Origin of the sequence: Mesorhizobium sp. M0408 (genome assembly GCF_040321495.1) — a bacterium.
Classification (GTDB): domain Bacteria; phylum Pseudomonadota; class Alphaproteobacteria; order Rhizobiales; family Rhizobiaceae; genus Mesorhizobium.
The window spans coordinates 1-24,529 of the sequence record NZ_JAMYRO010000019.1 but is presented as its reverse complement, the minus strand read 5'-3'; the positions used below and the strand labels follow the sequence as shown (position 1 = coordinate 24,529).

General features: G+C 60.1%; 19 protein-coding genes and 2 pseudogenes. 11 read left to right on the top strand and 10 right to left on the bottom strand.

Annotation, left to right across the window (positions count from 1 at the left end; genetic code table 11):
- The first annotated feature begins 196 nt into the window (after nucleotides 1–196).
- The 6 genes from NKI67_RS21935 (at nucleotide 197) to NKI67_RS21910 (ending at nucleotide 7,657) form a co-directional block, all read left to right on the top strand.
- Complete coding sequence (locus NKI67_RS21935) at nucleotides 197–1,459, top strand: N-acetylmuramoyl-L-alanine amidase (protein WP_352570913.1); 1,263 nt, start codon at nucleotides 197–199, stop codon at nucleotides 1,457–1,459.
- Nucleotides 1,460–1,673: 214 nt separating this feature from the next.
- Nucleotides 1,674–4,130 carry a penicillin-binding protein 1A gene (locus NKI67_RS21930; protein WP_352570914.1) on the top strand — a complete coding sequence of 819 codons (2,457 nt, stop codon included), beginning with the start codon at nucleotides 1,674–1,676 and terminating at the stop codon, nucleotides 4,128–4,130.
- Between the two features lie 167 nt (nucleotides 4,131–4,297).
- Nucleotides 4,298–5,429, top strand: a protein-coding gene (gene prfB, locus NKI67_RS21925) for a peptide chain release factor 2 (RefSeq protein ID WP_156948021.1) whose coding sequence is annotated in 2 segments (ribosomal slippage) — nucleotides 4,298–4,363 and nucleotides 4,365–5,429 — 1,131 coding nt in all. Because the reading frame shifts where the segments join, the coding sequence is not laid out codon by codon here.
- A 473-nt stretch (nucleotides 5,430–5,902) separates the two neighbouring features.
- Complete coding sequence (locus NKI67_RS21920; RefSeq protein WP_031212810.1) at nucleotides 5,903–6,289, top strand: hypothetical protein; 387 nt, start codon at nucleotides 5,903–5,905, stop codon at nucleotides 6,287–6,289.
- Between the two features lie 177 nt (nucleotides 6,290–6,466).
- Nucleotides 6,467–6,835, top strand: a complete 369-nt coding sequence (locus tag NKI67_RS21915) for a GFA family protein (protein ID WP_023679923.1) — start codon at nucleotides 6,467–6,469, stop codon at nucleotides 6,833–6,835.
- Between the two features lie 174 nt (nucleotides 6,836–7,009).
- Nucleotides 7,010–7,657, top strand: coding sequence for a YiaD family glycine zipper/OmpA-like lipoprotein (locus NKI67_RS21910; protein WP_023679922.1), 648 nt, complete (start codon nucleotides 7,010–7,012; stop codon nucleotides 7,655–7,657).
- A gap of 90 nt (nucleotides 7,658–7,747) precedes the next feature.
- On the opposite strand, the gene NKI67_RS21905 is transcribed toward NKI67_RS21910, so the two are convergent.
- Both NKI67_RS21905 and NKI67_RS21900 read right to left on the bottom strand, forming a co-directional pair.
- Nucleotides 7,748–8,020, bottom strand: a complete 273-nt coding sequence (locus tag NKI67_RS21905; protein ID WP_023679921.1) for a DUF2798 domain-containing protein — start codon at nucleotides 8,018–8,020, stop codon at nucleotides 7,748–7,750.
- A 48-nt stretch (nucleotides 8,021–8,068) separates the two neighbouring features.
- On the bottom strand, nucleotides 8,069–8,953 hold the full coding sequence (locus NKI67_RS21900; RefSeq protein WP_352646736.1) for an NmrA/HSCARG family protein: 885 nt from the start codon (nucleotides 8,951–8,953) through the stop codon (nucleotides 8,069–8,071).
- A 120-nt stretch (nucleotides 8,954–9,073) separates the two neighbouring features.
- Between NKI67_RS21900 and NKI67_RS21895 the strand changes: the two genes are divergently transcribed.
- Nucleotides 9,074–9,967 (top strand): LysR family transcriptional regulator, encoded by an 894-nt coding sequence (locus NKI67_RS21895; protein ID WP_352457453.1) that lies wholly within the window; start codon nucleotides 9,074–9,076, stop codon nucleotides 9,965–9,967.
- A gap of 26 nt (nucleotides 9,968–9,993) precedes the next feature.
- Here NKI67_RS21895 and NKI67_RS21890 read toward each other — a convergent pair whose 3' ends face one another.
- Nucleotides 9,994–10,158 carry a YjiS-like domain-containing protein gene (locus tag NKI67_RS21890; RefSeq protein ID WP_352578265.1) on the bottom strand — a complete coding sequence of 55 codons (165 nt, stop codon included), beginning with the start codon at nucleotides 10,156–10,158 and terminating at the stop codon, nucleotides 9,994–9,996.
- 253 nt (nucleotides 10,159–10,411) lie between these two features.
- Here NKI67_RS21890 and NKI67_RS21885 point away from each other — a divergent pair, with 253 nt between their 5' ends.
- On the top strand, nucleotides 10,412–12,424 hold the full coding sequence (locus NKI67_RS21885) for a BTAD domain-containing putative transcriptional regulator (protein ID WP_352646734.1): 2,013 nt from the start codon (nucleotides 10,412–10,414) through the stop codon (nucleotides 12,422–12,424).
- Nucleotides 12,425–12,505: 81 nt separating this feature from the next.
- On the opposite strand, the gene NKI67_RS21880 is transcribed toward NKI67_RS21885, so the two are convergent.
- The 7 genes and pseudogenes from NKI67_RS21880 to NKI67_RS21850 all read right to left on the bottom strand — a co-directional run bounded on the left by NKI67_RS21880 (nucleotide 12,506) and on the right by NKI67_RS21850 (nucleotide 18,533).
- Nucleotides 12,506–14,101: a DEAD/DEAH box helicase gene (locus NKI67_RS21880; RefSeq protein ID WP_352646732.1), complete on the bottom strand. Its 1,596-nt coding sequence runs from the start codon at nucleotides 14,099–14,101 to the stop codon at nucleotides 12,506–12,508.
- A gap of 190 nt (nucleotides 14,102–14,291) precedes the next feature.
- Nucleotides 14,292–15,065 carry an NAD kinase gene (locus NKI67_RS21875; RefSeq protein ID WP_023679915.1) on the bottom strand — a complete coding sequence of 258 codons (774 nt, stop codon included), beginning with the start codon at nucleotides 15,063–15,065 and terminating at the stop codon, nucleotides 14,292–14,294.
- 460 nt (nucleotides 15,066–15,525) lie between these two features.
- Complete coding sequence (locus NKI67_RS21870) at nucleotides 15,526–15,660, bottom strand: hypothetical protein (RefSeq protein WP_352646852.1); 135 nt, start codon at nucleotides 15,658–15,660, stop codon at nucleotides 15,526–15,528.
- Nucleotides 15,661–15,681: 21 nt separating this feature from the next.
- Nucleotides 15,682–15,918 (bottom strand): annotated as a pseudogene (locus NKI67_RS21865) (MBL fold metallo-hydrolase); the annotation flags it as partial.
- A gap of 29 nt (nucleotides 15,919–15,947) precedes the next feature.
- A pseudogene (locus NKI67_RS21860) lies at nucleotides 15,948–16,571 on the bottom strand (ABC transporter permease); the annotation flags it as partial.
- Nucleotides 16,572–16,573: 2 nt separating this feature from the next.
- On the bottom strand, nucleotides 16,574–17,413 hold the full coding sequence (locus NKI67_RS21855) for an ABC transporter permease (RefSeq protein ID WP_352636978.1): 840 nt from the start codon (nucleotides 17,411–17,413) through the stop codon (nucleotides 16,574–16,576).
- A gap of 13 nt (nucleotides 17,414–17,426) precedes the next feature.
- Nucleotides 17,427–18,533, bottom strand: a complete 1,107-nt coding sequence (locus NKI67_RS21850) for a polyamine ABC transporter substrate-binding protein (RefSeq protein ID WP_352623243.1) — start codon at nucleotides 18,531–18,533, stop codon at nucleotides 17,427–17,429.
- A 91-nt stretch (nucleotides 18,534–18,624) separates the two neighbouring features.
- Here NKI67_RS21850 and NKI67_RS21845 point away from each other — a divergent pair, with 91 nt between their 5' ends.
- The 3 genes from NKI67_RS21845 to NKI67_RS21835 all read left to right on the top strand — a co-directional run bounded on the left by NKI67_RS21845 (nucleotide 18,625) and on the right by NKI67_RS21835 (nucleotide 24,495).
- A complete protein-coding gene (locus NKI67_RS21845; RefSeq protein ID WP_023679909.1) occupies nucleotides 18,625–19,239 on the top strand; it encodes a TetR/AcrR family transcriptional regulator in 615 nt (204 codons plus the stop codon).
- A gap of 237 nt (nucleotides 19,240–19,476) precedes the next feature.
- Complete coding sequence (locus tag NKI67_RS21840) at nucleotides 19,477–24,066, top strand: AAA family ATPase (RefSeq protein WP_352646729.1); 4,590 nt, start codon at nucleotides 19,477–19,479, stop codon at nucleotides 24,064–24,066.
- A gap of 69 nt (nucleotides 24,067–24,135) precedes the next feature.
- A complete protein-coding gene (locus tag NKI67_RS21835) occupies nucleotides 24,136–24,495 on the top strand; it encodes a hypothetical protein (protein WP_352646727.1) in 360 nt (119 codons plus the stop codon).
- Nucleotides 24,496–24,529 lie beyond the last annotated feature (34 nt).

Genomic DNA, 24,529 nt, shown 5'->3' with positions numbered 1-24,529 from the left:
ACCCCGATTCCCGATGCCGGCAAAAAGCCGTTCCGCAGCGGAAGCCCCGGTCCCAAGCCTTCCATGAAAAGGCTTGGTTAACCTTCTCTGGATACCAATCGTTAATCGAGTTCGCGGCCTGCCAGCACTTTGACAAGCAATAGGGCACTTCGACAAGCGATCGGGCATGACGCCAACGGGAGCGATTGGTAGAAAGATGGGACTGGCAGGCTTCGCAGACAAGGGCCGTCATCATGGAGGCTGGTTCTTCCGCACCGCCTGCCTGCTGCCGCTGATCCTGGTTTGCCTGGTCTTTTCGCCGCTTTCGCGTGCTGCCGACGCACCGCTCGGTGCCATAAGCTACAAGATGGCCGGCGATGCCACCAAGATGCGTATCGTCATCAATTTCGACCGCGAGCCCGACATCAAATGGTTCCTGCTGCGCGGCCCCAATCGCCTGGTCATCGATCTCCCGGCCACGAGATTCGCCCTCAATGCCAAGGATATGAAGCCGCGCGGGCTTGTCCGCGCCGTGCGTTACGGCGGACTCGGCGAGGGGAAATCGCGGCTGATTCTCACCGGCAAGGGACCGTTCGCCGTCGACAATCTCGACGTGCTCAAGAACGATGACGGCAACGGCTACCGCATCGCCATCGACATGTCGGCGGCCTCGCAGCGGGAATTCGACGCAGCGCTCGCCAATCAGGCGCTGACCACCGGCTCGACGGTCTCCGCCGACAAGGCCGGCAGGGTCGGTACCGGGCCGGTCTCCAATCCGGGCCATCGTTTCACCGTCGTCATCGATCCCGGCCATGGCGGCATCGACGGCGGCGCCGAGGGCCTGAACGGGACGGTCGAGAAGAACGTGACGCTCGCCTTCGCAATGGAACTGCGCGACAAGCTCGCCGCCGGCGGCAAATACGACGTGTTCCTGACACGTGAGACCGACATGTTCCTGCGGCTCGACGACCGCGTGCGCATTGCCCGCCAGCATGAGGCCGACCTGCTCATCTCGATCCATGCCGACACGATCAGCCTCAAGGGCATTCGCGGCGCAACGGTCTACACCGTGTCCGACAAGGCTTCCGATCCCGAGGCGCAGGCGCTTGCCGACCGTGAAAATCTTTCCGACCAGTTCGCCGGCATGGAGATCAAGGACGACAGCAAGGAAGTGACCGATATCCTGATCGACCTGATCCGCCGCGAGACGCATAATTTTTCGATGAGCTTCGCCCATACTCTCGTCGGACAGCTTTCCACCAGCGTCGGTCTGATCAACAACCCGCAGCGTTCTGCCGGCTTCAAGGTGCTGAAAGCGCCGGACGTTCCATCCGTGCTGGTCGAACTCGGCTATCTGTCGAACGCCAAGGACGAAGCGCAATTGCTCAGCGCCGATTGGCGCAACAAGGCGACCCAGAGCATAACCAACGCCGTTGCCCTATTTGCTTCGGCCAAGAGCGGAACGGGGGCCGGAGGCTGAAATGTCCGCCGGCGCCCACAACCTGAAGCAGCGTTGCACGGCGACAACACCCTGTGCTTTTATTTCCGGCATTCGAAACCGAAATTCCACGCTGCCGTATTTTGCCCACATGGTCGCGACATGGGTTTTGCGATTACGGTTTGGGATCGTCCCGAAAGCTTGCGCGAAGGGCGGCTTCGTTTAGGAAATTCCCGAACCAAGGACTGGAGCGGGTATGATTCGTCTCATTGGCTATTTCTTCGGCATCGGCACGACGCTGGCCCTTTTGGTCGCGGCGGGCGTGGCGATCTATATCGGCCATTTGTCGAAGGACCTGCCCGATTACGAGGTGCTGGCCAAATACGAGCCGCCGGTGACGACCCGCATCCACGCGTCGGATGGCGCGCTGATGGCCGAATATGCGCGTGAGCGGCGGCTTTATCTGCCGATTCAGGCGATCCCGGATCGTGTCAAGGCGGCCTTCCTGTCGGCCGAGGACAAGAACTTTTACAATCACCCCGGCATCGACGTGACCGGCCTTGGCCGGGCCATTGTCGTCAACCTGCAGAATGTTGGCTCGGGAAAGCGCCAGGTCGGCGCCTCGACCATCACCCAGCAGGTGGCGAAGAACTTCCTGTTGTCTTCAGACCAGACCTACGAGCGCAAGATCAAGGAGATGATCCTCGCCTTCCGCATCGAGCAGGCCTACTCAAAGGATCGCATTCTCGAGCTCTATCTCAACGAGATTTTCTTCGGCTTCGGCGCCTATGGCGTCGCCGGTGCTGCGCTAACCTATTTCGACAAATCGGTGAACGAGCTCACCGTGGCCGAAGCCGCCTATCTCGCCTCTCTGCCGAAGGGGCCGAACAACTACCATCCCTTCAAGCATGCCGATCGCGCCTTGGAGCGCCGCAACTGGGTGATCGACCAGATGGTCGAGAACGGTTACGTCACGCATGAGGAAGGCGAGAAGGCCAAGGCCGAGCCGCTCGGCGTCACGCCGCGCCGCACCGGCAACTATCTCTTCGCCGGGGAGTATTTCACCGAGGAAGTGCGTCGCCAGATCATCGCGCGCTATGGCGAGAATGCGCTCTACGAGGGCGGCCTTTCCGTCCGCACGACGCTCGATCCGAAGATGCAGCTGATTGCCCGCAAGGCCATGCAGAACGGACTTATGAAGTTCGACACGCTGCGCGGCTACCGCGGGCCGGTCACGAGCATCGACGTTTCCGGCGACTGGGGTGTGCCGCTGGGCAACGTCAAGCGGTTGGAGGACGTGCCGGAATGGTCGCTCGCCGTCGTGCTCGACAGCTCGACCACCGGCCTGTCCATCGGCCTGCAGCCGACGCGCCAGATCTCCGGCGAAATCGTCAAGGACCGCGTCGAAGGCACTGTCAGCAAGGAAGACATGAGCTTCGCCATGCGCCACGTGGTCGACGGCAGGACCGTCAAGGCGAAGTCGCCCGCCGACGTGCTGAAGCCGGGCGACGTGATTTTCGTGCAGAAGAACGACGGCTCGGACAACAGCTACAGCTTGCGCCAGGTTCCCGAAGTGGAAGGCGGCCTGATCGCCATGGACCCGCATACCGGACGCGTCCTGGCCATGGTCGGCGGTTTCTCCTACGCGCAGTCGGAGTTCAACCGGGCGACGCAGGCCATGCGCCAGCCGGGATCGTCGTTCAAGCCGATCGTCTATTCGGCCGCCCTCGACAATGGCTATACGCCCGCCTCGGTGATCATGGACGGGCCGATCACCATCCAGAGCGGCAACACGACCTGGACGCCCAAGAACTACGACGGAACGGTGGCCGGCCCGGCGACGTTGCGCTCCGGCATCGAGAAATCGCGCAACCTGATGACGGTGCGGCTTGCCAACGACATGGGCATGAAGCTGGTCGTGGAATATGCCGAGCGTTTCGGCGTCTACGACCACCTGGCGCCGTATCTGCCGATGGCGCTGGGATCCGGCGAGACGACGGTGATGCGCATGGTGTCGGCCTATTCGATCATGGCCAATGGCGGCAAGTCGATCAAGCCATCGCTGATCGACCGCATCCAGGATCGCTACGGCAAGACCGTCTTTAGGCAGGACGAACGCGGCTGCTCAAACTGCAATGCCGCCGAGTGGCAGGACCAGCCAGAGCCGGAGCTGGTCGACAACTCCGAGCAGGTGCTCGATCCGATGACGGCCTACCAGATCACATCGATGATGGAGGGCGTCGTGCAACGCGGTACCGGCGCCACCATCAACGAACTCGGCCGTCACATCGCCGGCAAGACCGGAACGACCAACGACGAAAAGGATGCCTGGTTCATCGGCTATACGCCGAACCTCGTTGTCGGCCTCTATATGGGCTACGATCAGCCGAAAGGTCTTGGCAAGGGCGCGACCGGCGGCGGCCTTGCCGCGCCGATCTTCAAGGATTTCATGCGCGTGGCGCTGGATGGCACGCCCAATGTCGACTTCAAGGTTCCGGAAGGCATGAAGCTGATTGCGATCAATCGCAAGACCGGCATGCGGGCCAACGCGGGCGACGCCGGAACCATCATCGAAGCCTTCAAACCGGGTACCGGTCCCGCCGACAGCTACTGGGTGATCGGCATGGGTGCGGACGGCTCCAACGCCACCGGCGGGGCGCTGTCGCCGCAGGCCAACCAGGCCATCCAGTCGGGCGGCGGCGGGCTCTACTGACAATCGCTACATCGGGTCGGGCCGGCTTGACGATGATGGTCGAGCCGGTCCATTCCGCTTTACAGGGGCCGGTACATTACAGGGGCCGGCGCTTTACAGGAGACCGTGCCGTCCCTATGTATCGCGCCACCAAACCGCCATCCAGCAACAGGACAGAACAGCCAGCCATGCGCGCGGAAACGCAAAACATTGTCGACGAGATCAGGCAGGCGATCACCCTGCTGAGGAGGCATCTTTGACTGGGACCAAGCCATAAAGCGGCTTGAGTACCTGAACGTCCGTGCCGAGGATTCGAGCCTCTGGAACGAGCCGTTGGAAGCGCAAAAGCTGATGCGCGAGCGTCAGGGCCTCGAGGAAGGTATTGCCGCGGTCAAAGGCCTCACCCAGGCCTTGGAAGACAATATCGGCCTGATCGAGCTTGGCGAGGAAGAGGGCGACGAGGGCGTCGTTGCGGAGGCCGAGGCGGCGATCCGCTCGATGCGCGGCGAGGCCAAGGCGCGCCAGATCGAAACGCTGTTGTCGGGCGAGGCGGACGCCAACGATAGCTATCTGGAAGTTCATGCCGGCGCCGGCGGCACCGAAAGCCAGGACTGGGCCTCGATGCTTCTGCGCATGTATACGCGCTGGGCCGAGCGCCGCCGCTTCAAGGTCGAAGTGCTGGAAGTGCATGACGGTGAAGAAGCCGGCATCAAGTCCGCCACGCTGCTGATCAAGGGCCACAACGCCTACGGCTGGCTGAAGACGGAATCCGGCGTGCATCGTCTCGTGCGCATTTCGCCGTATGACAGCAATGCGCGCCGCCACACCTCCTTCGCCAGCGTCTGGGTCTATCCCGTCATCGACGATACGATCGACATCGACGTTTCCGAATCCGACGTCCGTATCGACACGTATCGGTCGTCGGGATCGGGCGGCCAGCACGTCAACACCACCGATTCGGCCGTGCGCATAACCCATCTCGCCACCGGCATCGCGGTTGCCTGCCAGGCCGAGCGCTCCCAGCACAAGAACAAGGCCAAGGCCTGGGAAATGCTGCGCTCGCGGCTTTACGAGGAAGAGCTGAAGAAGCGCGAAGCTGTGGCGAACGCCACCGAAGCGTCGAAGAGCGATATCGGCTGGGGCCACCAGATACGGTCCTACGTGCTGCAGCCCTATCAGTTGGTGAAAGATCTGCGCACCGGTGTCGAGAGCACCAGCCCGTCGAGCGTGCTCGACGGCGACCTCGATGATTTCATGGAAGCCTCGCTGTCGCAGCGGATCGAGGGTGGCGCCGGCGAAACGGTGGCCGATATCGACTGAGGCCGCCGGGCACCAATCCGGCAGGAATGTGGGTTCATCACGCGAGAGTTACGGCCATCGTGCGAGAGTGACGAGCTCTCAATTTGCACCTACCTGTCGTTCTACAACTTTGTTTTTCGTAGAGTTTTTCAAAATCGATTTCCGCTTTTGACGCGGATGCCTCGGGCCTGCCGGTGCCAAGCCTGGAACCAGCGCGAGCCAAATCCCGTTATTGGCGATCCCTCTGCCGGGGGTCGACGAGGTTCGTCAACCAGGGCGGCAGGTTGGTTCCGGCTGCAGAGGTCGGCGTTCGATTGCGACAGCAATTCCTTGCGCCAACCAAGGAATCAGCCCAGCATTCATGCGCTGGGGAGGAAAAAAGCATTTATGGCCGGACGCGGCGTATCTGCGACCTGACGATCCGGCCACTGGGAAGACACGTTCCGGGAACGGGCAAGCGAAATGCTTGACAACCGTTGATAGGAACTGCGCTCATGCCTGCTCTCACAACCAGACCGGCCCCAGTCGCCCGCACGGCGCGCCGACTCCTGAATTCACTTGTCGCGGCAGTGGTTTTGATTGCTGCCGCCATTCCATTTGCGGCGCCTGCTCTGGCGCATGATGCCAAGCCGACCGCGGCAATGCCGCAAGGCTGGAGCTATCCGTTCTCCTGCTGCTCGGGCTATGATTGCCGCGAGGTCTCTCAGACATCGATCAGCGAACGTCCCGAGGGCTATGTCATCAAAGGAACCGGGGAAGTCGTGGCCTATAGCGACAAGCGGATCAAGAATTCGCCCGACGGCGAATATCATTGGTGCTCCGTTGCCGGTGCCAATGACGGAAAGACCATCTGCCTGTTCGTGCCCCCATCGTCCTACTAGCGCATGACGCCCAAAAGCTTGCCCACGGGCTGACCCGAGCGTGTGCAGCGGTTTTGGATCGATGGGCCTTCGATCTGTGCATCGCAGGCTCACAGGTCTGCTGACCGGCAGTTGTCAGGAGCGTTTCTTTATGCTGCCTTTGCCGTACGGGGCGGCGGCATTGTGAGGGACCAATTCATGACCATCAAGGCAAGCTGCCACTGCAAGGCGACGACGTTCGAGGTTTCGCAAGCGCCGCAGACAGTGACGCGATGCACCTGTTCCTTCTGTTCGAAACGCGGTTCGTTGTGGGCCTATTACACCCCATCGCAATTCAGACTCACCAGCCCGCCGGAGAATGTTTCGTTCTACCAGTGGGGATCGAAAACCATAAAACACGGTTTTTGCGCCACCTGCGGCTGCGGCACCTTCACCGAGACGCCGGACTGGTCGACAGGCGAGCCGAATTTCGACAATCCGAAGATCAGCGTGAACTCGCGGCTGTTCGACGATTTCGATCTCGACAAGGTCGAAGTGGTGGTCATCGACGGCAAGAATCTCTGGTAGCCGATCGAATTGGGGTGGTCGCGCGAGCCGCTGCAGGCGTGTGGAATTGAGCCGGGGAAAGCCGCGGCAACGGCTTTTGCTGGTCCGTTTTTCGCCGCATTTCATGGTACAAGTCGCTGGAAGGGCTGATGCGGTGCGCCGTTGCGCGACCGTGGAATGGAGAGGGACCACCATATGAAAAAGATTGTGCTCGCCGTCGTGGCGACGGCTGTGCTCGTGAGCGCATGCACCACCGATCCCTACACCGGGGAACAGAAGGTTTCCAACACCGCTGCCGGCGCCGGTCTCGGTGCTTTGGCGGGTGCCGGGCTCGGCATGCTTGCCGGCGGTAACGACCGCCGCAACGCGCTGATCGGCGCGGGCATCGGCGCGCTTGCCGGCGGTGCCATCGGTGCCACCATGGACCAGAACGAGGCCGAACTGCGCCGACAGCTTCAGGGCACCGGCGTCAGCGTCACCCGCACCGGCGACCAGATCATCCTCAATATGCCGTCCGACATCACCTTCAACGTCGACCAGGACGCGGTGAAGGCCGGTTTCTATCCGGTGCTGAATTCGGTTGCCCTTGTGCTGAAAAAGTTCCGGCAGACCACCGTCGACGTGTTCGGCCACACCGACTCGACCGGCGGCGACGAGCACAATTTCGACCTGTCGCAGCGCCGTGCTTTGGCGGTCGCCAACTATCTGTCCGGACAGGGCGTCGATTCCCGCCGCTTCGCCGTCACCGGCTTCGGCAAGACGCGTCCGATCGCCTCCAATGCGACGGCTGCCGGCCGGGCTCAGAACCGCCGCGTCGAGATCCAGCTGTCGCCGCTCACCTGAGGCAAGCACATGAACCGAGAGCGGCCCCGCAAGGGGCCGCTCTAATGGTTATGCCGGACCACCGGCCGCCGGCGCCCTTCGTTCGCGATATCAGGACCGGGCCGGCTGATCGACAATTGCGGCAACGATCCGGCGCACGATCGGAAGCACAATCAGCAGGCTGGGAAACGCAACAAGCCATGAAGCGCCCCACGCATAGCTCCAGGCCGCTATAAACCCGTTCGTCCAGCCTGCGCCGATTGCCGTCGAAACCGCCGAGACAATCGAGGACATCAGAATCGAAAGAACCAACGGCATCACCACCGCGCCGTAGGAGGGCGGCAGCTTTCTCAACTTGAAGGCTCGGTCCGGTGATGCTTGCATCGAAATCTCCTAATAAAAAAATATGCGTAGGCGCTATTGTGAGGACGATCAGGCGGCATATGCCGTCTGCAGCGCCAATTCCCGAATGAAGCTTCGCAGCGAACGCGGCTCGCGGCCAAGCACGGCACGCAACGTCAGGCTGTTCCCGCCGAGGCCGTATTTGGCGTAGTGGCTGTGTACTTTGGCCAGCATCTGCAACTGCCGGTCCGTATAGGGAAGGCGGGCCTTCGCCGCCCAGTCCTGAAATGTCGGCTCGCCCGCCGAAACCGGCCGGCCAAGCGCTTCGCTCATCATGGCGACGACCTCTTCGCGGCTGTGCATACCGTCGGCGCACAGCTCGAGGGTCGCATAGGACAAACGCGTTTCGGTCAGTGCGATTGCCGCAACTTCAGCCACATCGCGATAGTCGACGCGGGCGAGCTTCGCCGTCCTTGGAAACGGCTCGGCGAAAACGCCGTGCTCGACGACGGACGGCCAGGCCGCCGCGATATTTTGCATGAAATTGGCCGGGTGCAGAATGGTGTACTCCATGTTCGTCGAATAGAGGGCAGCTTCGACGGGTACCTTGCTTGCATGGTTTTCCAGCCTCGTATTGGTCGGCTGGATCACCGACGAAAAGACGAACTTTCGAACGCCTGCTCGCGCCGCCGCTTCAACCATGGCAACCCCCATGGCGGCTTCGTCGGGAGCAAAGGCCGGTCCGATGTGAAAGACACCGTCGACACCTTTCACGGCCTGCTCAAGGCTCCGATGGTTGCGCAGATCTCCGATCGCGATCTCGGATGCGCCGGCTTTCCGGGCTTTTTCGGCACTCGCGGCGTCACGAACAAGCGCTCGAACCCTGGCATTGCGGCGGACGAGTTCAGGCACCACCAAACCGGCAACGCGGCCTGCGGCGCCTACGACCAGGACCGTTGGACTGGGTGTTCGCATGACGATCTCCTTCCCTCGAGTCTGCCTTTCGGCCTGTGCAGGGAAGATAAAATCTAGCGAACTGCGTTACAATTCATCGATTTTGCGATAGTTTCTCCCGGTTTTCGGGAGAAATAGGCGATGAGCCGGATAGATGATTTCGAAGCCTTCATTGCCATTGTCGAGCATGGCAGTCTGACGGCTGCCGCACGCCGGCTGAACCGCTCGCTGCAGTCGGTCAGCCGGTCCTTGGCAACGTTGGAGGAATCCATCGGGGTCGAGCTTCTGCACAGGACGACACGCCGCTCGACGCCGAGCGAAGCCGGAGCGGCCTTTTTCCAGCGCATCAAACCCGCCGTCGAGGAAATTAACGAAGCCAGGCTTCAGGCGGCCAATCGACGGTCGGAGCCATCGGGCATCCTGCGTGTGAGTGCCCCAGTTCTGTTCGGCCCGGACTTCCTCGTGCCGGTTATCGCCGACTATATGCGGACATATCCCCGGGTTGAGGTTGACCTCCAGCTTTCCGATGAATTTGTCGATCTTGATGCCGAGGGCCTCGATTTGGCTGTCCGGATCGGCAATTTGCCGGATTCCAATTTACGTGCGAAGCCCCTGGGCGCGCTGCGACGCGTGGTGTTCGGCGCACCTGCCTACTTCCAGCAACACGGCCGACCGGCCCATCCGCTCGAATTGCGTGAGCATGAATGCATCGTGCGAACCGTCGACGGCCGCCCGGGCGAATGGATGTTTCAGATTGAAGGCAAGCCCCGGCCGGTGAAGGTCGCGGGCACTTTCCGGTCGAATTTGATGATATCCATCTATGCGGCCGCGGTTCACGGATTGGGTCTGGGCTACTCGCCGCTTTGGCAGGTAAAACACCTGGTGGACGATGGCCGCCTGGAACTGGTTCTAACCGAATTCGAGCCGGTGCCGGTGCCGATACACGCCGTGTGGCCGGAAGGCAGGTCGTCCTCAGCCAAAGTTCGCGCTTTTCTGGATCTGTTGGCGTCTCGCCTGGAACTCAGGAATCTTTAGGGCCTAGACCAAACTCAACGCCGATCTTACCTCATCGACATTAAGTTCGTGATTAGAACAGCCGTGGCGGCATCGAGTGCGGGTTGATGGACCTCCGAATGACCGATGTCCTTCAGCTGTTCGGTCGTCAGATCTGCCAGTGCCCTGCGTCTCGCGACGGTCCGCCGCCATCCCGTGAAGGCAGCGATCATCATTGCTGCGCCTTTCAGGCTAGACGCAAGCAAGCGGTTGGACATGCTGCGGGCGGCGCGAGGTTCCGTGTGAGCCATTGTTTTGGTCTCCCATTTCCAGTTTGCGGGTGGGAGCGTGCCACGCAGGCGTTTTCGGGCTGTTCGGCTGTGCGTGAACAACTGGGAGAAGTCCGACGATCCGCCGTTAAATCGGTGTTAAATCAATCTACCGAGATGCTATTCTGTCGCTGCGGTCAAAGTCTGGAGACGATTTGTGCGCATCCGGTTGCTTGGTGGCCTGGAGGTTACTTCCCCGGAGCATCGGCCTGTCCGGTTCGCCACACGCAAGACTTCGCTTCTTTTTGCTGCTCTGGTTCTCGCAGGCCGCCGCGGCCATCGTCGCGAGCAGCTTTCCGAAGTCTTTTGGCCGGGGCGAAGCAATGGGCAGGCCCGCAATAGTCTGCGGCAAGCGCTGGTCGACATCAGGCGCACGTTCCCGGCCAGCTTGGATGCCACCGTCTACATCGATGGGGATCAGGAAACCGTTGCGCTGATTGCCGGACCGGATGAGGCGGACATCTCGATCTTCGACCGGAAATTAGAGGAGGGCCGAACCACCGATCTCGCCTTCGCCGCCGATCTCTATCGCGGTGAGCTGCTTGCCGGGCAAACGATTCCTGACGAACTGGACGAGTGGTTTGGACCCTTTCTGAGCAAGTATCAGCGCAAGGCGCTGCAGTTGGTCGATCGGCTGAGCCTAGCGCTGCCCGCACCCGGCTCAGCGGAAGAGACGGCCTGCGAAGGGCTCGCGGAGAGATTGCTCGCCTCGGATCCGACGGCGGAGGCAGCCCATCGGGCGCTTATCCGCATCCACGCTCATCGGGGCCACGAAAACGCCGCTTTGCGCCAGTTCGAGCTGTGTCGGGCAGCTTTAAAAAAACATCTGAATGCGGACCCAGAGGAGCAGACAAGCTCACTTGCGGCTTCCCTGCAGTCCCGTGAAAGAACTGAACGTCAGCGGCCGGAGCCAAGCTCTGGCGCCGCATCACTGGCGCAGGTTCTGGCGGTCCCGACGAGGCGCGACGACCAGCCGTCGATTGCGGTGCTGCCGTTTCAGAATCTAAGCGGTGATGTGGAGCAGGAATATTTCGCCGACGGCATGGTGGAAGACATTGTCACCGCCTTGGCTCACTTTCGTCACCTGTTCGTGGTCGCACGGAATTCGAGCTTCACCTACAGGGGACGGTCCATAGACATAAAGCAGGTCGGGCGTGAGCTGGGCGTGCGCTATGTGGTCGAGGGAAGTGTTCGCCGGGCGGGCGACCGCCTGCGCATCGCCGGGCAGCTCATCGACACCTCGACGGGGGCCTATCTCTGGGCCGACCGTTTTGATGGAACGCTCGCCGAAGTTTTCAATCTGCAGGACCAGGTCGCCTCGAGCATCGTCGGCGCAATCACACCGAAAATGGAGGAGGCTGAGATCGAGCGTGCCAAACGCAAACCGACAGAAAGCCTCGATGCTTATGACTACTATCTCCGCGGGCTGGCGGCCTTTGACCGAACGATCACTAGTAGATCGGCCATTGACGACGCCTTGCGCCTCTTCATGAAGGCGATCGACCGTGACCCGGAGTTCGCGATAGCCCATGCGCGGGCGGCGCGGTGCTACGCTACCCGAAAAAGCAACGGCTGGATGGTCGACCGCGCGGAAGAGATTGCCGAGGCTACTCGACTGGCCAGGAGAGCGGTCGAACTCGGAAGGGACGATGCAATTGCGCTTTCCTACGGTGGATACGTCCTCGGCTACGTAGGCGGCGACCTTGATGCCAGTGCGGCTTGCATCGATCGCGCGCTCGCTCTCAATCCGAACTTGGCCGCTGCTTTGGGCGTCAGCAGCTGGGTGAGGGCTTGCTTGGGTGAGCCAGGCAAGGCCGTTGAGCACGCCGCGCTTGCCATGCGCCTAAGCCCATTGGATCCACGCCTGTTCGCTTGGCAGTTCAACAGCGGGCTCGCTCATTTTTGTGCCGGCCACTACGATGACGCTGTCGCTTGGGCGGGAAAGTCGCTGCGGCACCAGCCGAACTACGTGAGCGCGATGCGTGTAGTGGCGGCGGGTCATGCCCTTGCGGGGCGCCTAACGGAAGCGCAGCAAATGATGGCCCGGCTATGCGAGTTCGATCCCTCGCTGCGGCTTTCGAATCTCGCCGAGGTGCTGCCGCCGTTTTATCGACCGGATGATCGCAGCAGATATATCGAAGGCCTTCGTAAGGCGGGCCTGCCGGACTAACGCAGTATCAGCACGAAGCGAGGCCGTCTTATGCAGCTTTCGGTGCTTCGCGCGTCGGCGCGACGCGCAAGCCCTGCAGCATCAGACCTTGGCGACGATCCGCATGAAGGCCGGCATGTCGTCGCCGAAGCCGACGGTCGCGTCATTGTCTTCCTGTCGCTGGCGGGCAGGGCGCTCGCGCTGCGGCCTGGTGTCGCCCCGTTCCGGCGCGCGCCTTTCGTTGCGATCCGGCGAAGCCTTCCGTTCAGGTGAAGCCTGGCGTTCGCTGTTTTCCGACCGCATCGCGTCCTTGCGGGTACGCCGCTCGTCGATGTCGGCGACAGCGGCTTCGGCCACGACCAGCTGTTCCTCGCTAACTGCTTCCGGCGCTGCTTCTTCGCTGCGCTTGGCGTGGCGTTCACGCGGTTTGCGCTCGCCCCTGTCCTTGGCGTCGTCCTTGCGGCCGGCACGGCGTGGCGCACCGCGGCCACGGCGCGGGGCCTCATCCTCGCCGCCTTCGCTGGCAACGACCGTCGACAAATCGCCGTCATGCCACTCGATCTTCGTGCCGATCAGCCGCTCGATGGCGTCGATGTATTTGGTGTCCGACTTGGTCGCGATGGTGAAGGATTTGCCCGAGCGCCCGGCGCGGCCGGTACGGCCGATGCGGTGGACGTAATCCTCCGCGTGGATCGGCACGTCGTAATTGAAGACATGGCTGACATCGGGAATGTCGAGGCCGCGCGCCGCGACATCCGAAGCGACGAGGTAGCGCAGCTTGCCGTCACGGAAATTGGCCAGCATCTGCATGCGCGCGCGCTGGTCCATGTCGCCATGCAGGGCGCCGGCGTCGAAATCATATTTCAGCAGCGAGCGGAACAGCTCCGATACCTCGATCTTGCGGTTGCAGAAGATGATGGCGTTCTTCAGCTCGGCATCCTCGGCTTTCATCAAATTGCGCAGCGTCTCGCGCTTGTCCCACGGCTTTGGCCCGGATTTCACCAGCCGCTGGATAATGTTGGTGGCGGCCGATGCTGCCTTCGACACTTCGACGCGCACCGGCGCGTGCAGGAATTTCTCGGTGAGCTTGGTGATTTCCGGCGGCATCGTCGCCGAGAAGAACAGCGTCTGCCTGGTGAACGGGATCATCTCGCAGATACGCTCGATGTCGGGGATGAAGCCCATGTCGAGCATGCGGTCGGCCTCGTCGATGACGAGGATCTCGACACCATTGAGCAGGAGCTTGCCGCGCTCGCGATGGTCGAGCAGGCGGCCGGGAGTCGCGATCAGCACATCGGCGCCGCGCTCGAGCTTCTTGTCCTGCTCGTCGAAGGACACGCCGCCGATCAGCAGTGCGATGTTGAGCTTGTGGTTCTTGCCGTATTTGACGAAGTTTTCCTCGACCTGCGCGGCGAGCTCGCGCGTCGGCTCGAGGATCAGCGTGCGCGGCATGCGGGCGCGGGCGCGGCCCTTTTCCAGCCGGGTGAGCATCGGCAGGACGAAGGACGCCGTCTTGCCGGTGCCGGTCTGGGCTATGCCCAGCACGTCCTTGCCGAGCAAGGCGTGAGGGATGGCGCCAGCCTGGATCGGCGTCGGCTCGGTGTAGCCGGCATCGGTAACTGCGGAAAGGACCTTCGGCGACAGGCCAAGGTCTGCAAAGGTCAACGCTTCTTGAGCGATCTGGGTGTCTGAGGACAAGTTTGGCTGTCTTTGGCTGGTTCGGGGGCGCAACATATGCAGTCGCGGCAAGCGCCGCGCGCCTGCAAGATTGGTATTGCAGGTAGGCGCAAGCCCACGATTTGTCAACACAAACGGGCGGCATTGGCGCGATTGTGAAGTCGTAACCTTAATCGCGATGCTTAATTTGCGCAGTGGCCGCTGCGCCGGCTCAATACCTGAACTGTTCGGCGAGAATGCGCTCGTTCCACGAATGGTTGGGATCGAACAGCAGCGTCGCCGTTGCCGTCGGCGATTCCCTCACCGTGACCGTCGTCACCGCCTTGACCTCGGTGTGGTCGGCGGCGGCATTCACCGGCCGCTTTTCCGGCTCCAGAATGTCGAAACGCACGATCGCCTTGTTGGAGAGCAGCGCGCCGCGCCAGCGGCGCGGACGAAACGGGCTGACCGGGGTCAGCGCCAGCAGCGGAGCGTCGAGCGGCAGGATCGGCCCGTGCGCCGACAGATTATATGCGGTCGAGCCGGCCGGCGTCGCAATCATCACGCCGTCGCAGTGCAATTCCTCCAGCCGCTCCTGCCCATCCACGGTGATGCGGATCTTGGCCGTCTGGTACGACTGGCGCCAAAGCGCGACCTCGTTGATCGCGAGCGCCGAAATCGTCTCGCCTTCGGCCGTCACCGCCTGCATCTCCAGCGGACGGATCGTTTCGGCAACGGCCGCCGCGATGCGCCCGGTCAAGCCGCTGGCGCGGTATTCGTTCATCAGGAAACCGATGGTGCCACGGTTCATGCCGTAGACCTTCTTTCCCGTGCTCATCGTCTCACGCAGGGTCTGCAGCAGAAAGCCGTCGCCGCCGAGCGCCACGACGATCCCGGCTTCTTCGACGGATGCCTGGCCGTAGCGTGCCGAAAGGCTTTCCAACGCCGCATTGGCGTCGGCGGTACCGGATGAGACGAAGGCGAAACGGCTGGCGGTTTTGCTCATGGCTCTCAACGACAACCGATTGGGACGACCGCCTGGCGACCGATTGGCGGCGACCGGTTGCTGGGCCGCGCCAGCGCCGGGTTAGCATGGGTGGGCATTTCTGCAAAGGGAGGGAGGTGCCTGCAGATGGCGACCAAACAAGCCGCACTCGCGCATCATGTCGGAGGACAAAATGATGTGATGGTTAAGACTCGCCTTAAACTCTCGTAAAGCCATATCGATCATGTTAGCCGGCAGCGGACGGGCGGCGTGGGGGCTAACCAGTCGAGGCCGATCTATTGCCGCTGGCACGCTTGATTATTGTCTTCCTGATGCTGGCAAGTTTTGCCCTGGCTTTCGCGGAACTGGTGCGCCAGTCGGAGGAAAAGAGCTTTAGACCCGAGCCCACGGCCTCACGCTGCGGCGACGCGGCGGGGACACCCTGTCCGCAAAGGGCGCTTTAACGCCACAGCGCCAGTGCTTATCGGGCTTGCAACAGATGGCAGCCGGCCTGGCGCTTTTGCGCGAGATACTCGTCGACAAGCTGGCGATAGCGGACTTTGCCGAAGCTCGGGAAATGGCCGCCGTGCACGACCGAGACATCGAGATCGCGCATGCGCAGCAGCGTTTCGACATAATCGTCGATATCGGAGTGATAGACGTCGTCGATCAGCGGGCCGTCATAGATGATGTCGCCGGAAAACAGGATGCCCGTCCTGTTTTCGTAGAGCGCAATGCCGCCGGGTGAATGGCCGGGCGTGTGGATGACCTCGAAGGCACGGTCGCCGAGATCGACGATGTCGCCTTGCTCGAGCAACCGGCCGGCTGGTGCGGGCAGGATCTGGTAGCGCTTCGTGTCCCAGCCTTGCGGCATGCCGTCGAACATCTCGTCGGTGGCATAGCCAGGAACGAGATGACGAATTCGTCCCAGGAGAAGGTCATCGACAGGAAGAAGCCGGCGAAGATCGCCGGCGCCATGACGGGCACGGTGATCAGCAGCAGCACCTTCCATTCGGGCGCGCCGAGGTCGCGCGCGGCGCGCTCGATGTTGATCTGGTGGTCGCCCATCTGGCTGTAGACGATGGCAAAGCAGAGCGGCAGGTTGATCACGACGTGGCCGATGCCGGCGGCAGTGAGCGACTTCGGCACGCCGGCCCAGTTGAACAGCACCAGCAGCCCCATGCCGATGATGAGATAGCTGACGGTCAAGGGCAAGGTGATAAGCCCGCGCATCAGACCCGAGCCCGGCAAGGCGAAGCGCGCAAAACCCCAGGCGGAGAGAAAGCCAAGCGTGACGGCGACAGCCGAGGAGACGACCGCCACCAGCAGCGAATTGACCAGCGCCGAAGTCAGCCGCGTGTCGGCGAGCACGGCCTCGTACCAGCGCAGCGACGGCCCGGTGAAGGGCGGGATCGGAAACGAGGTTGCCTGCAGCGAAAACAGCACCAGAACGATGACCGGCAGAAAGATAAAGGCGTAGATTGCGATGGCGTAAAGGCCGGAGACGAGGCGGATGAGCGCGGGCATGGTCAGGCCCGCTCGATCTTCAGCCAGCGGGAGCAGGCGAGATAGGCGATGGTGACCACCGCCATCAGGATGATCGACAGCGCCGAGGCGAGCGGAAAGTCGCCGCGCCGGCCGATCTGCATCATGACGAGTTGCGGCATCAAAAGCTCGTTGTTGCCGCCGAGGATCTGCGGCGTGATGTAGTCGCCGATGCACAGCACGAAGGTGAGAAAGGCGCCGACCATGATACCGGGGAGCGTAAGCGGCAGAACGACATGCAGGAAAGTCCGCACCGGCCCGGCGCCGAGGTCGGCGGCGGCCTTGCGGTAGCTGGGGCTGAGCTGCTTCAGATTGGCAAAGATCGTCAGCGTCAGCAGCATGACGAAAAAATGCACGAAGCCGATGACGGTGGCGAGCCGAGTATTAGCGAGCTGCAGCGGTTCGCCGAACAGGCCGGAGCCGGTCAGTGCGCGGTTGACGACGCCGTTCTGCGCCAGCACCAGCAGCCACGAATAGGAGCGCACGACATAGGAGGTCCAGAACGGCAGCACGGCCAGCATCAGCGCCAGCCGCTGCCAGCGCTCCGGCACCTGTTCGGCCAGGATCCAGGCAAAAGGATAGGCGAGCAGCACGGAGATCACGGTGACGATCGCTGTGACCTGCAGCGAGTTCACCATCGCCTGCCAGTAGGACGGATTGGCAAAGAACTGGCTGTAGTTGGACAGCGTGAAGCCGCCGCCTTCATGTGCCGTCAGGCTCGATACAGCCATGGCGACGAAGGGCAGCACAAAAAACAGCAGCGTCCAGCCGAGCGCCGGCGCGACCAACGCCCAGGGCAGGGGGCTCTTTGCCGCAACGCTCACGACCGGCAGCCGGTTATTGCGCCTGCAGCATTTCGGTCCAGACGTCCTGCATCTTCTTGTCGAGGTCGGCGTTCGGCGCAGGATAGGACTGGGCGCGGGCGAGGAATTCCGGCTGCTCGTCGAAGCGCAGGATCTTCTTCTGCTCGTCGCTCAACGCCGCCTTGCTGTTGGCCGGCATGCCCCAATAGCAGGACGAGGTGGCGAGCCGCGCCTGGCCTTCGGGGCTCATAATGTACTGGATGAATTTAAGCGCCAGCTCCTTGTTCTTGGAATCCTTGAACATTGCCAGCGACTGCGACCACAGCACGGCGCCTTCTTTCGGGATAGAGAAGTCGAGGGCAGGGTTTTCCTTGGCCAGCCCCGCCGTCACCCATTCGCCGCCGCCGACCAGAATGTCGACCTCGCCGGTCGCCAGCGCCGTCTGGCTGGCGGTCACTTCGCCGACCAGCTTGGCGTTGGCCTTCATTTTGAGCAGCTCTTCCTTGATGGCGGGAAGGTCGGCTTCGGTCAGCTCGGCAGTCTTCTTGCCGATCGCCAGTGCGGCCATGCCGATGACCGGCAGGTAATAATCGTAGATGGCGATCTTGCCCTTGTATTTGTCGCCGGTCAGCGCCGCCATCGTCTGCATGTCGGCCGGATCGACCTTGGTCTTGTTGTATCCGATCGTGTTGTAGCCGAACTTTTCGGTGATGCCGTAACGCTTGCCGTCAACGACGGTGGAGCTATCCATCTTCACCTGAGGAAACAGGTCGGCCAGCGGCAGCTTGTCTTCCGGTAGCGGCTCGAACAGGCCTTTTTCGACGCCGCGCGGTACGTCGATGCTGTCGATCACCATCACGTCCCAATCGCCGGGCTGTGATTGATCGACGATGGCCAGGCCGGCGCCGGTGCCTTCGAACTCCTTGACATTGACCTTGACGCCGTTCGCCTCCTCGAACGGCTGCAGCAGCGCCGGATCGGCGTGATCGCACCAGATCAGTGCGTTGAGATCCTGCGCCTGAGCGAGGCTGCCCGCCGCCAGCAGCAGTGCTGCCGCGGCACAGGCGCCTTGGAGATGGCTCTTTAGAACGGAAAGCGGATTCCTGACGGTTGGATTGGGGGTCTTTGGATTGATGGACATCGAGTGTTCTCCCATGCCTTTTTGGCTTGTAGGAAAAAATTGAACCAATTCTAAAATTGAGTCAATTCTGTTTTTGTGGCAAACAGCCGCTATGAGCGGATTGCGGGCAAGGCAGAAGGCGGATCGGCACCGCCGCATCATCGAAGCAGCGGCGGCGCTTTTCCGCGATGCCGGTTATGAAGGCGCCAAGATCGAGACCATCGCCGCGCAGGCCGAAGTCTCGGTCGGCACCATCTACAATTACTACCAGAACAAGGGCGACATCCTCGGCGCCATCGTCTCGATGGAGGTCAACGAGGTGCTGAATGCCGGGCGCGGCGTCGTCGCCAACCCGCCGGCCAATGTCGGCGACGCTCTCGATACGCTGCTCGGCATCTATATCGAGCACTCGCTGCATTATCTCAGCAAGGAGATGTGGCGGCAGGCGATGGCGATCTCGACGCAACTGCCGGACAGCCCGTTCGGCCAGGCCTATACCGCGCTAGACCGCGCCCTGACCGAGCAAATCCGCGCGCTGATCGTCCGCCTGCAGGCGCTCGGCCTGGTGCGCCGCGACATCGACGGGCCGGCGCTCGGCGAACTCATCTTCAACAACATGAACATGATGTTCATCGAATTCGTGAAGCGCGAGGAGGCGAGGATTGCCGAACTGCGCACGGCGATACGCAGGCAGAACAGGATATTGGTGGCGGCGATCGGAGTGTGAGGGGTGAAAAGCGAGCCCTGCGGCGAGTGTCGGCCTCGGACCGACGACCGGACGCTAAAGCCGTGGTCCGGCCGTACGGGAGCGGCTAAAATCAATGACGCTAGGCCTCAGTCAACATCAATCTCGATCGCACGCAGGCTTGCATGTCATAGACATTTCCTAAGCAGTACGCCTACCGTTCCCGATTGATCCGATTCTATTGTTAAAAATAGCGATCATCCTTGCGGACTGTCGTACATGATACCTGGAGGCATCGCGGACAAACTTGGAAATCGCTATGAAGCGAAATGGCTTGTTCGTTCCCTGATGGACGTGCTCAGCGGGAAGGCTGAATGGCTTCAATTCGAAAATATCGATACCGAATTCCACGGCTTCGAATTCGGCATAAGGAGGGATGGTCTCACTGAGTGGCATCAGACTAAGATATCGTCTCCTGGGGGAAATTGGGCGATCGGCGCCCTTGGCCGTGAAGGTATTTTGAGCGCGTTTGCGAACCGCTTATCTAAAGATGCCACGGCTCATTGTCACTTTGTTTCGCAAGATAACGCTGGCACTTTCCATAAGCTGACGGAAAAGGCTCGCTTAGCAAATGGCACGCGCCAATTCCTCGACGCCCTGTCGCAAGACCAAAACGACGCCTTTCAACAGCTCTTGGCAAAGTGGGCGACGACGCCTGACACGGCGTATGAGTGGCTCCAGAGGAGCCATGTAGTAACAATTTCAGAAACAACCTTGGAGTGGACGATCCAGTCGTTCGGCGATCTTTATTTTTTGAATGGCGGAGCGAGTGCTTTTGCAAACCTGCGAGATATTGCCGAGAAAAATTTCAACAAGCTGCTGACAGGCGCATCACTGCGATCATTAATAAGGGAAAACGGTGTTCTGACGATCAAGGATTGGGCGCTTGATCCAACAATCGGAGAAAGGCTCAAAGAAGAAACGGAGGCATATCTTGGCACCTATGTGCCTTTTGGCGCTGGTGGGGAAGTGATTCAACGAAGCGAGAGTCACCTGTTGATCCAGGAAATTCTCGATCCCAGCGGTGCAGAGCTAATATTGCTGACAGGCGTGGCGGGCTCCGGAAAATCCGGAATCGTCCGTTCCGCAATATCCGACTTGGTATCATTCGGGATTCCGCACCTAGCATTTCGGGTCGATCAATGCCTGCATTGTAGCACCAGGGAAGAACTCGGAAGGCACCTATTCGGCCGGGAAGAAGGTCCAGCGAGCACCTTGAAGGGTGCGTTTCCATCTACTCGATCTGTCCTGATTATAGATCAAGTTGACGCTATCAGCGAAGTCTCTGGTCGAGATGGAAAGGTCAAAGAGGTCATATTCCGGCTGATTGCCGATGCTCACAATTTTCAGAGTATCAAGGTCGTGGTGATTTGCAGGACCTTTGACCTCGAAAGTGATCCACGGCTGAAGCAGTTGAAGGAACTGCGGCGAGCCAAGCAAATTGACGTCCCGCTCTTCAGTTGGGGCACTGATGTCGAGCCGATTTTAGTCTCAAAGAATGTCCCTGTTGATCGATTGAGCGGACCTCAGCGTCGCCTCCTGGAGCTTCCCATCAATCTCGCGGTTTTCTTGGAAATCGATGAGAAACATCTCGTTTTCCAATCTCGATCGGCTCTGCATGAAAAGTTAATTGAAAAGAAACAGCGGGTCATCTCCAAAACGCTTAAACCCGCATGGACGGTCGTACAGGCTCTTGGAGCGATGTGCGAATGGATGAGCAAGCGCCAGCAACTTGACGCACCAATCTCGGTCCTCGACCCCTTCCCAAGGGCCATAGATGTCCTGACCTCCGAGGGGCTTATCGTACTGTCGCGTGGCCGAGTGAATTTCTTTCACGAGAGTTTTTTCGATCATATCTTTGCACGATCTTTTGTCTTTCGCGAACAGCGCTTGGTCGACATGCTTCGCGAGACTGAACAGCATCTATTCCGCCGGACTCAAGTCCGGCAAATTCTCGAGGCGCTCCGGCAGAATGATTTCTCGCGTTATGCGGATGAATTGTCATCGCTGCTGTTCGGTGAAAAGATCCGTTTTCACATCAAATTCGCCATTTGCCAGTGGCTAACGACCATCGAAACTCCGACCGACCGTGAGTTTGAAATCGTTCAAGATCTCGACACCTTACCGGATAAATACAACCAGCTGTTTCGCCGCGCGGTTCTATCGAGCCACGTTTGGTTTGATTTCCTCAGCGCCAAGCAATGGATTTATACAGAACTGGAATGCCGATCGGAAAAGCGCACGGATACTCTTCTTTGGTGGTTGTCCAGCATAGCAGGCGAGAGGCCGCGGGAAATTAGTGAACTGCTTCGCAGGTGGTGGGCCGGCGACGCTGCAAAAGCGGAGCAATTGGTAAGCTGGTTCGGATTTGTCCATCGGAAGCAATCCGACGATGATCTCCTTCAGCTTTGTTGCGATGTTGTCGCATCACACCCACTGGAGCTTTTCAAAGACCGCGGGCGTGATCGTATCACGATGCTGCTTCACGTTTGGGGAGAAAAATCACCTGAGAAATGCGGGCAGCTAATTGAGGCCATTTTCGATGCCTGGTATGCCCAACATCCTGGTCAAAATCCATTTGATCGCGATCAGGAGAAGGTCATCGAAGGGTATTCACTGGAGGAGTTACTGAAGAAAGCTCCGAAAGCCCTTGCAATAGGTTTCACTGGCGCTTTGGCACGCGCTGTTGATTTGGTGATAGCTGAAGGGCGAGCCGGCTCAAGCTGGTATTCATTTAACTATAGAAGCTATTCAGGCAATCGCTTTGGCTTTGACCATTTTCTGGGGGTCTACGTCGCGGCCTTAAAGAAAGTGGCGGAGAAGGATCCATCCGACGCGGCCGAATTCCTAGCTCGGTTGGATCCGGACAAGCATGAGTGCTTCATGCATATCCACTTGGAAACCATCCAAGCAAATCCGACCGCTCTGGCCGAGCGACTGCCCAACCTCGTGGCCAACAAGCTTGCCTTTGAATCAGGCTGGCAGGGGGCCGACTGGATGTCGCTGGCTACAGCCTGCCGTGAAATTTTTCCTCACCTTGTCGCTGATCAAAGGTGTCTAATTGAAAATCGTATCTCCCAGCAAAATGAAGAAATCGAATACGCGTCGCGGTTACTGCGTCGCATCAAAGAGGCAGGAGAGACCGGCCCGTTTTGGACAAGAGGGAGCGCACTTCGTGCATTGAACCGCTCTGGCCACAAACGGTGGTGCATTCTGGAAACAATTGGAGAGGACCGCCTAAGCCAGACAAGCAGGCTACAGCTCTCGCAACTCAGGAGGAAATTTCGCGGTTGGCAGGTCGATGAACCATCGCAAGTCGAAGCACATTTTGTTGGCTCTCCGATCAAACGACACAGTTGCGAACGCATGTCCGACCGTCACTGGCTTTCTGCCATTGAGCGTTATGACAATGATGAAGACATGCGGCGCGGTCGGGGATTCGTCGATGGAGGAGCGAGGCAGTTGGCAGGCGAACTCCAGGAAGCAGCCAAGAAAAACCCCCAGCGATTTTCAGCGCTCCTGCTGCAAATTCCTGAAGCCGCCCATAAGAGCTACGCCGGACACATATTGTCAGGTTTGGCCGACGCGGAGAACGCGTTGGACGAATGGTTGATCACCGCTATTCGTCATGCACATCAGCTCGACGGAAGGCCATACGGCAATGAAATCGCCCGTCTCCTCATCAATCATCCGCACTTAGCTGCAACGTCGGATATCGCAGATGCCTTGATCTGGTATGCCATGTATGGCGAAGCCAGCGAGAGTGAAGATGCCGACACAACTAGCGTCGCGCGTGAAACGCTGACCATCGACCATTTGATTCAACGGGGCGGCGGTCTTCATATCCGAGGCATCAACGGCGTGCGCGGTTGGACTTGGGAGGCGTTGGGAGCCGTTCTCTGGCACGTGCCGAAACTTGAGTCTGCAGTTTGGCATACTTTGGACATCGCCGTTGAGCAAGAAATGCTCATTGGCGTACGCTGCTGCATGATGAAACCGCTGACGCCTTTGTTCAATGCAGACAAAAATCGATTTGAATCGACACTAAGAAAGCTCGTGGGAATAGCTTCTGGTTCACCTATTGAGACCCATATAAATCGCCTTGCGCCCCTTGTTACCCATACGGGTGTCAGCCTGTTCCCCTATGTACTGAGTTGGTTACCTGAGTTGGGCAGAGAGCTCATTTCGCACCTTCTGGGAAGCGGGGATCGGACCAAAGAACTCATAGCGGCCTGGTTCGTTTTTGGTGAAAGCTTCCGGCACCCAGAATTCTCGCAAGATGCGGACGACCTGAGTGCGAAGAGCGTTGACCATAGAAGGTTGATGGCAGACGTCGCTGGAGACGTGCTGACATGGGCGGAACATGCTAATCGAGCCGATATTTTGTTGAGGCGTTTCTTTTCTGATGAAGACAAAGAAGTCCGCAGCCAAGCGGCTGACGCGTTCCGGCGCATTAACCCTGATGAAGTCGCGCGATACCGTGATCTAACCCGCGAGTTTTTACGATCTCCGGCATACGCGGACAGCGGTTTTGCGGTGCTTCACATGCTCGAAGGCGCGACCTGTGATGTCCTCGACCTAGTTGTGGAAGCAGCAGGGCAAACAATAATAGATCTCTCGAAAAATGGTAATCAAAATGGAAGACGGGGCACCGACGTTCATCGTCTGCAGGATATGTTGAAACGAGAGTATGTCTCGTCAGAGAAAAGTCCGGAGGCAAGGACGAAGATCCTTGATATGATCGACCTGATGCTGTCCCGTGAAATCCACGGCGCTGAGAGCATCGTTTCCGCTCACGATCGATGGTAAAGCAATGTTGCCGTAGCTTCATTCCGATACGTCCAGAACAAGGGCGACAACCTTGGCGCCATCGTCTCGATGGAGGTCAACGAGGTGCTCAATGCCGGGCGCGGCGTCGTCGCCAACCCGCCGGCCAATGTCGGCGACGCTCTCGATACGCTGCTCGGCATCTATATCGAGCACTCGCTGCATTATCTCAGCAAGGAGATGTGGCGGCAGGCCATGGCGATCTCGACGCAACTGCCCGACAGCCCGTTCGGCCAGGCCTATACCGGGCTGGACCGCGCCCTGACAGAGCAGATCCGCGCGCTGATCGTCCGCCTGCAGGCGCTCGGCCTGGTGCGCCGCGACATCGACGGGCCGGCGCTCGGCGAACTCATCTTCAACGTAAGCGCGAATTTCCCCGCACCTTTTGCTGTTGAGTGCTCTGATGCATGAGGTGTCCACCAAAATAGGTGGACACCTTGTGATG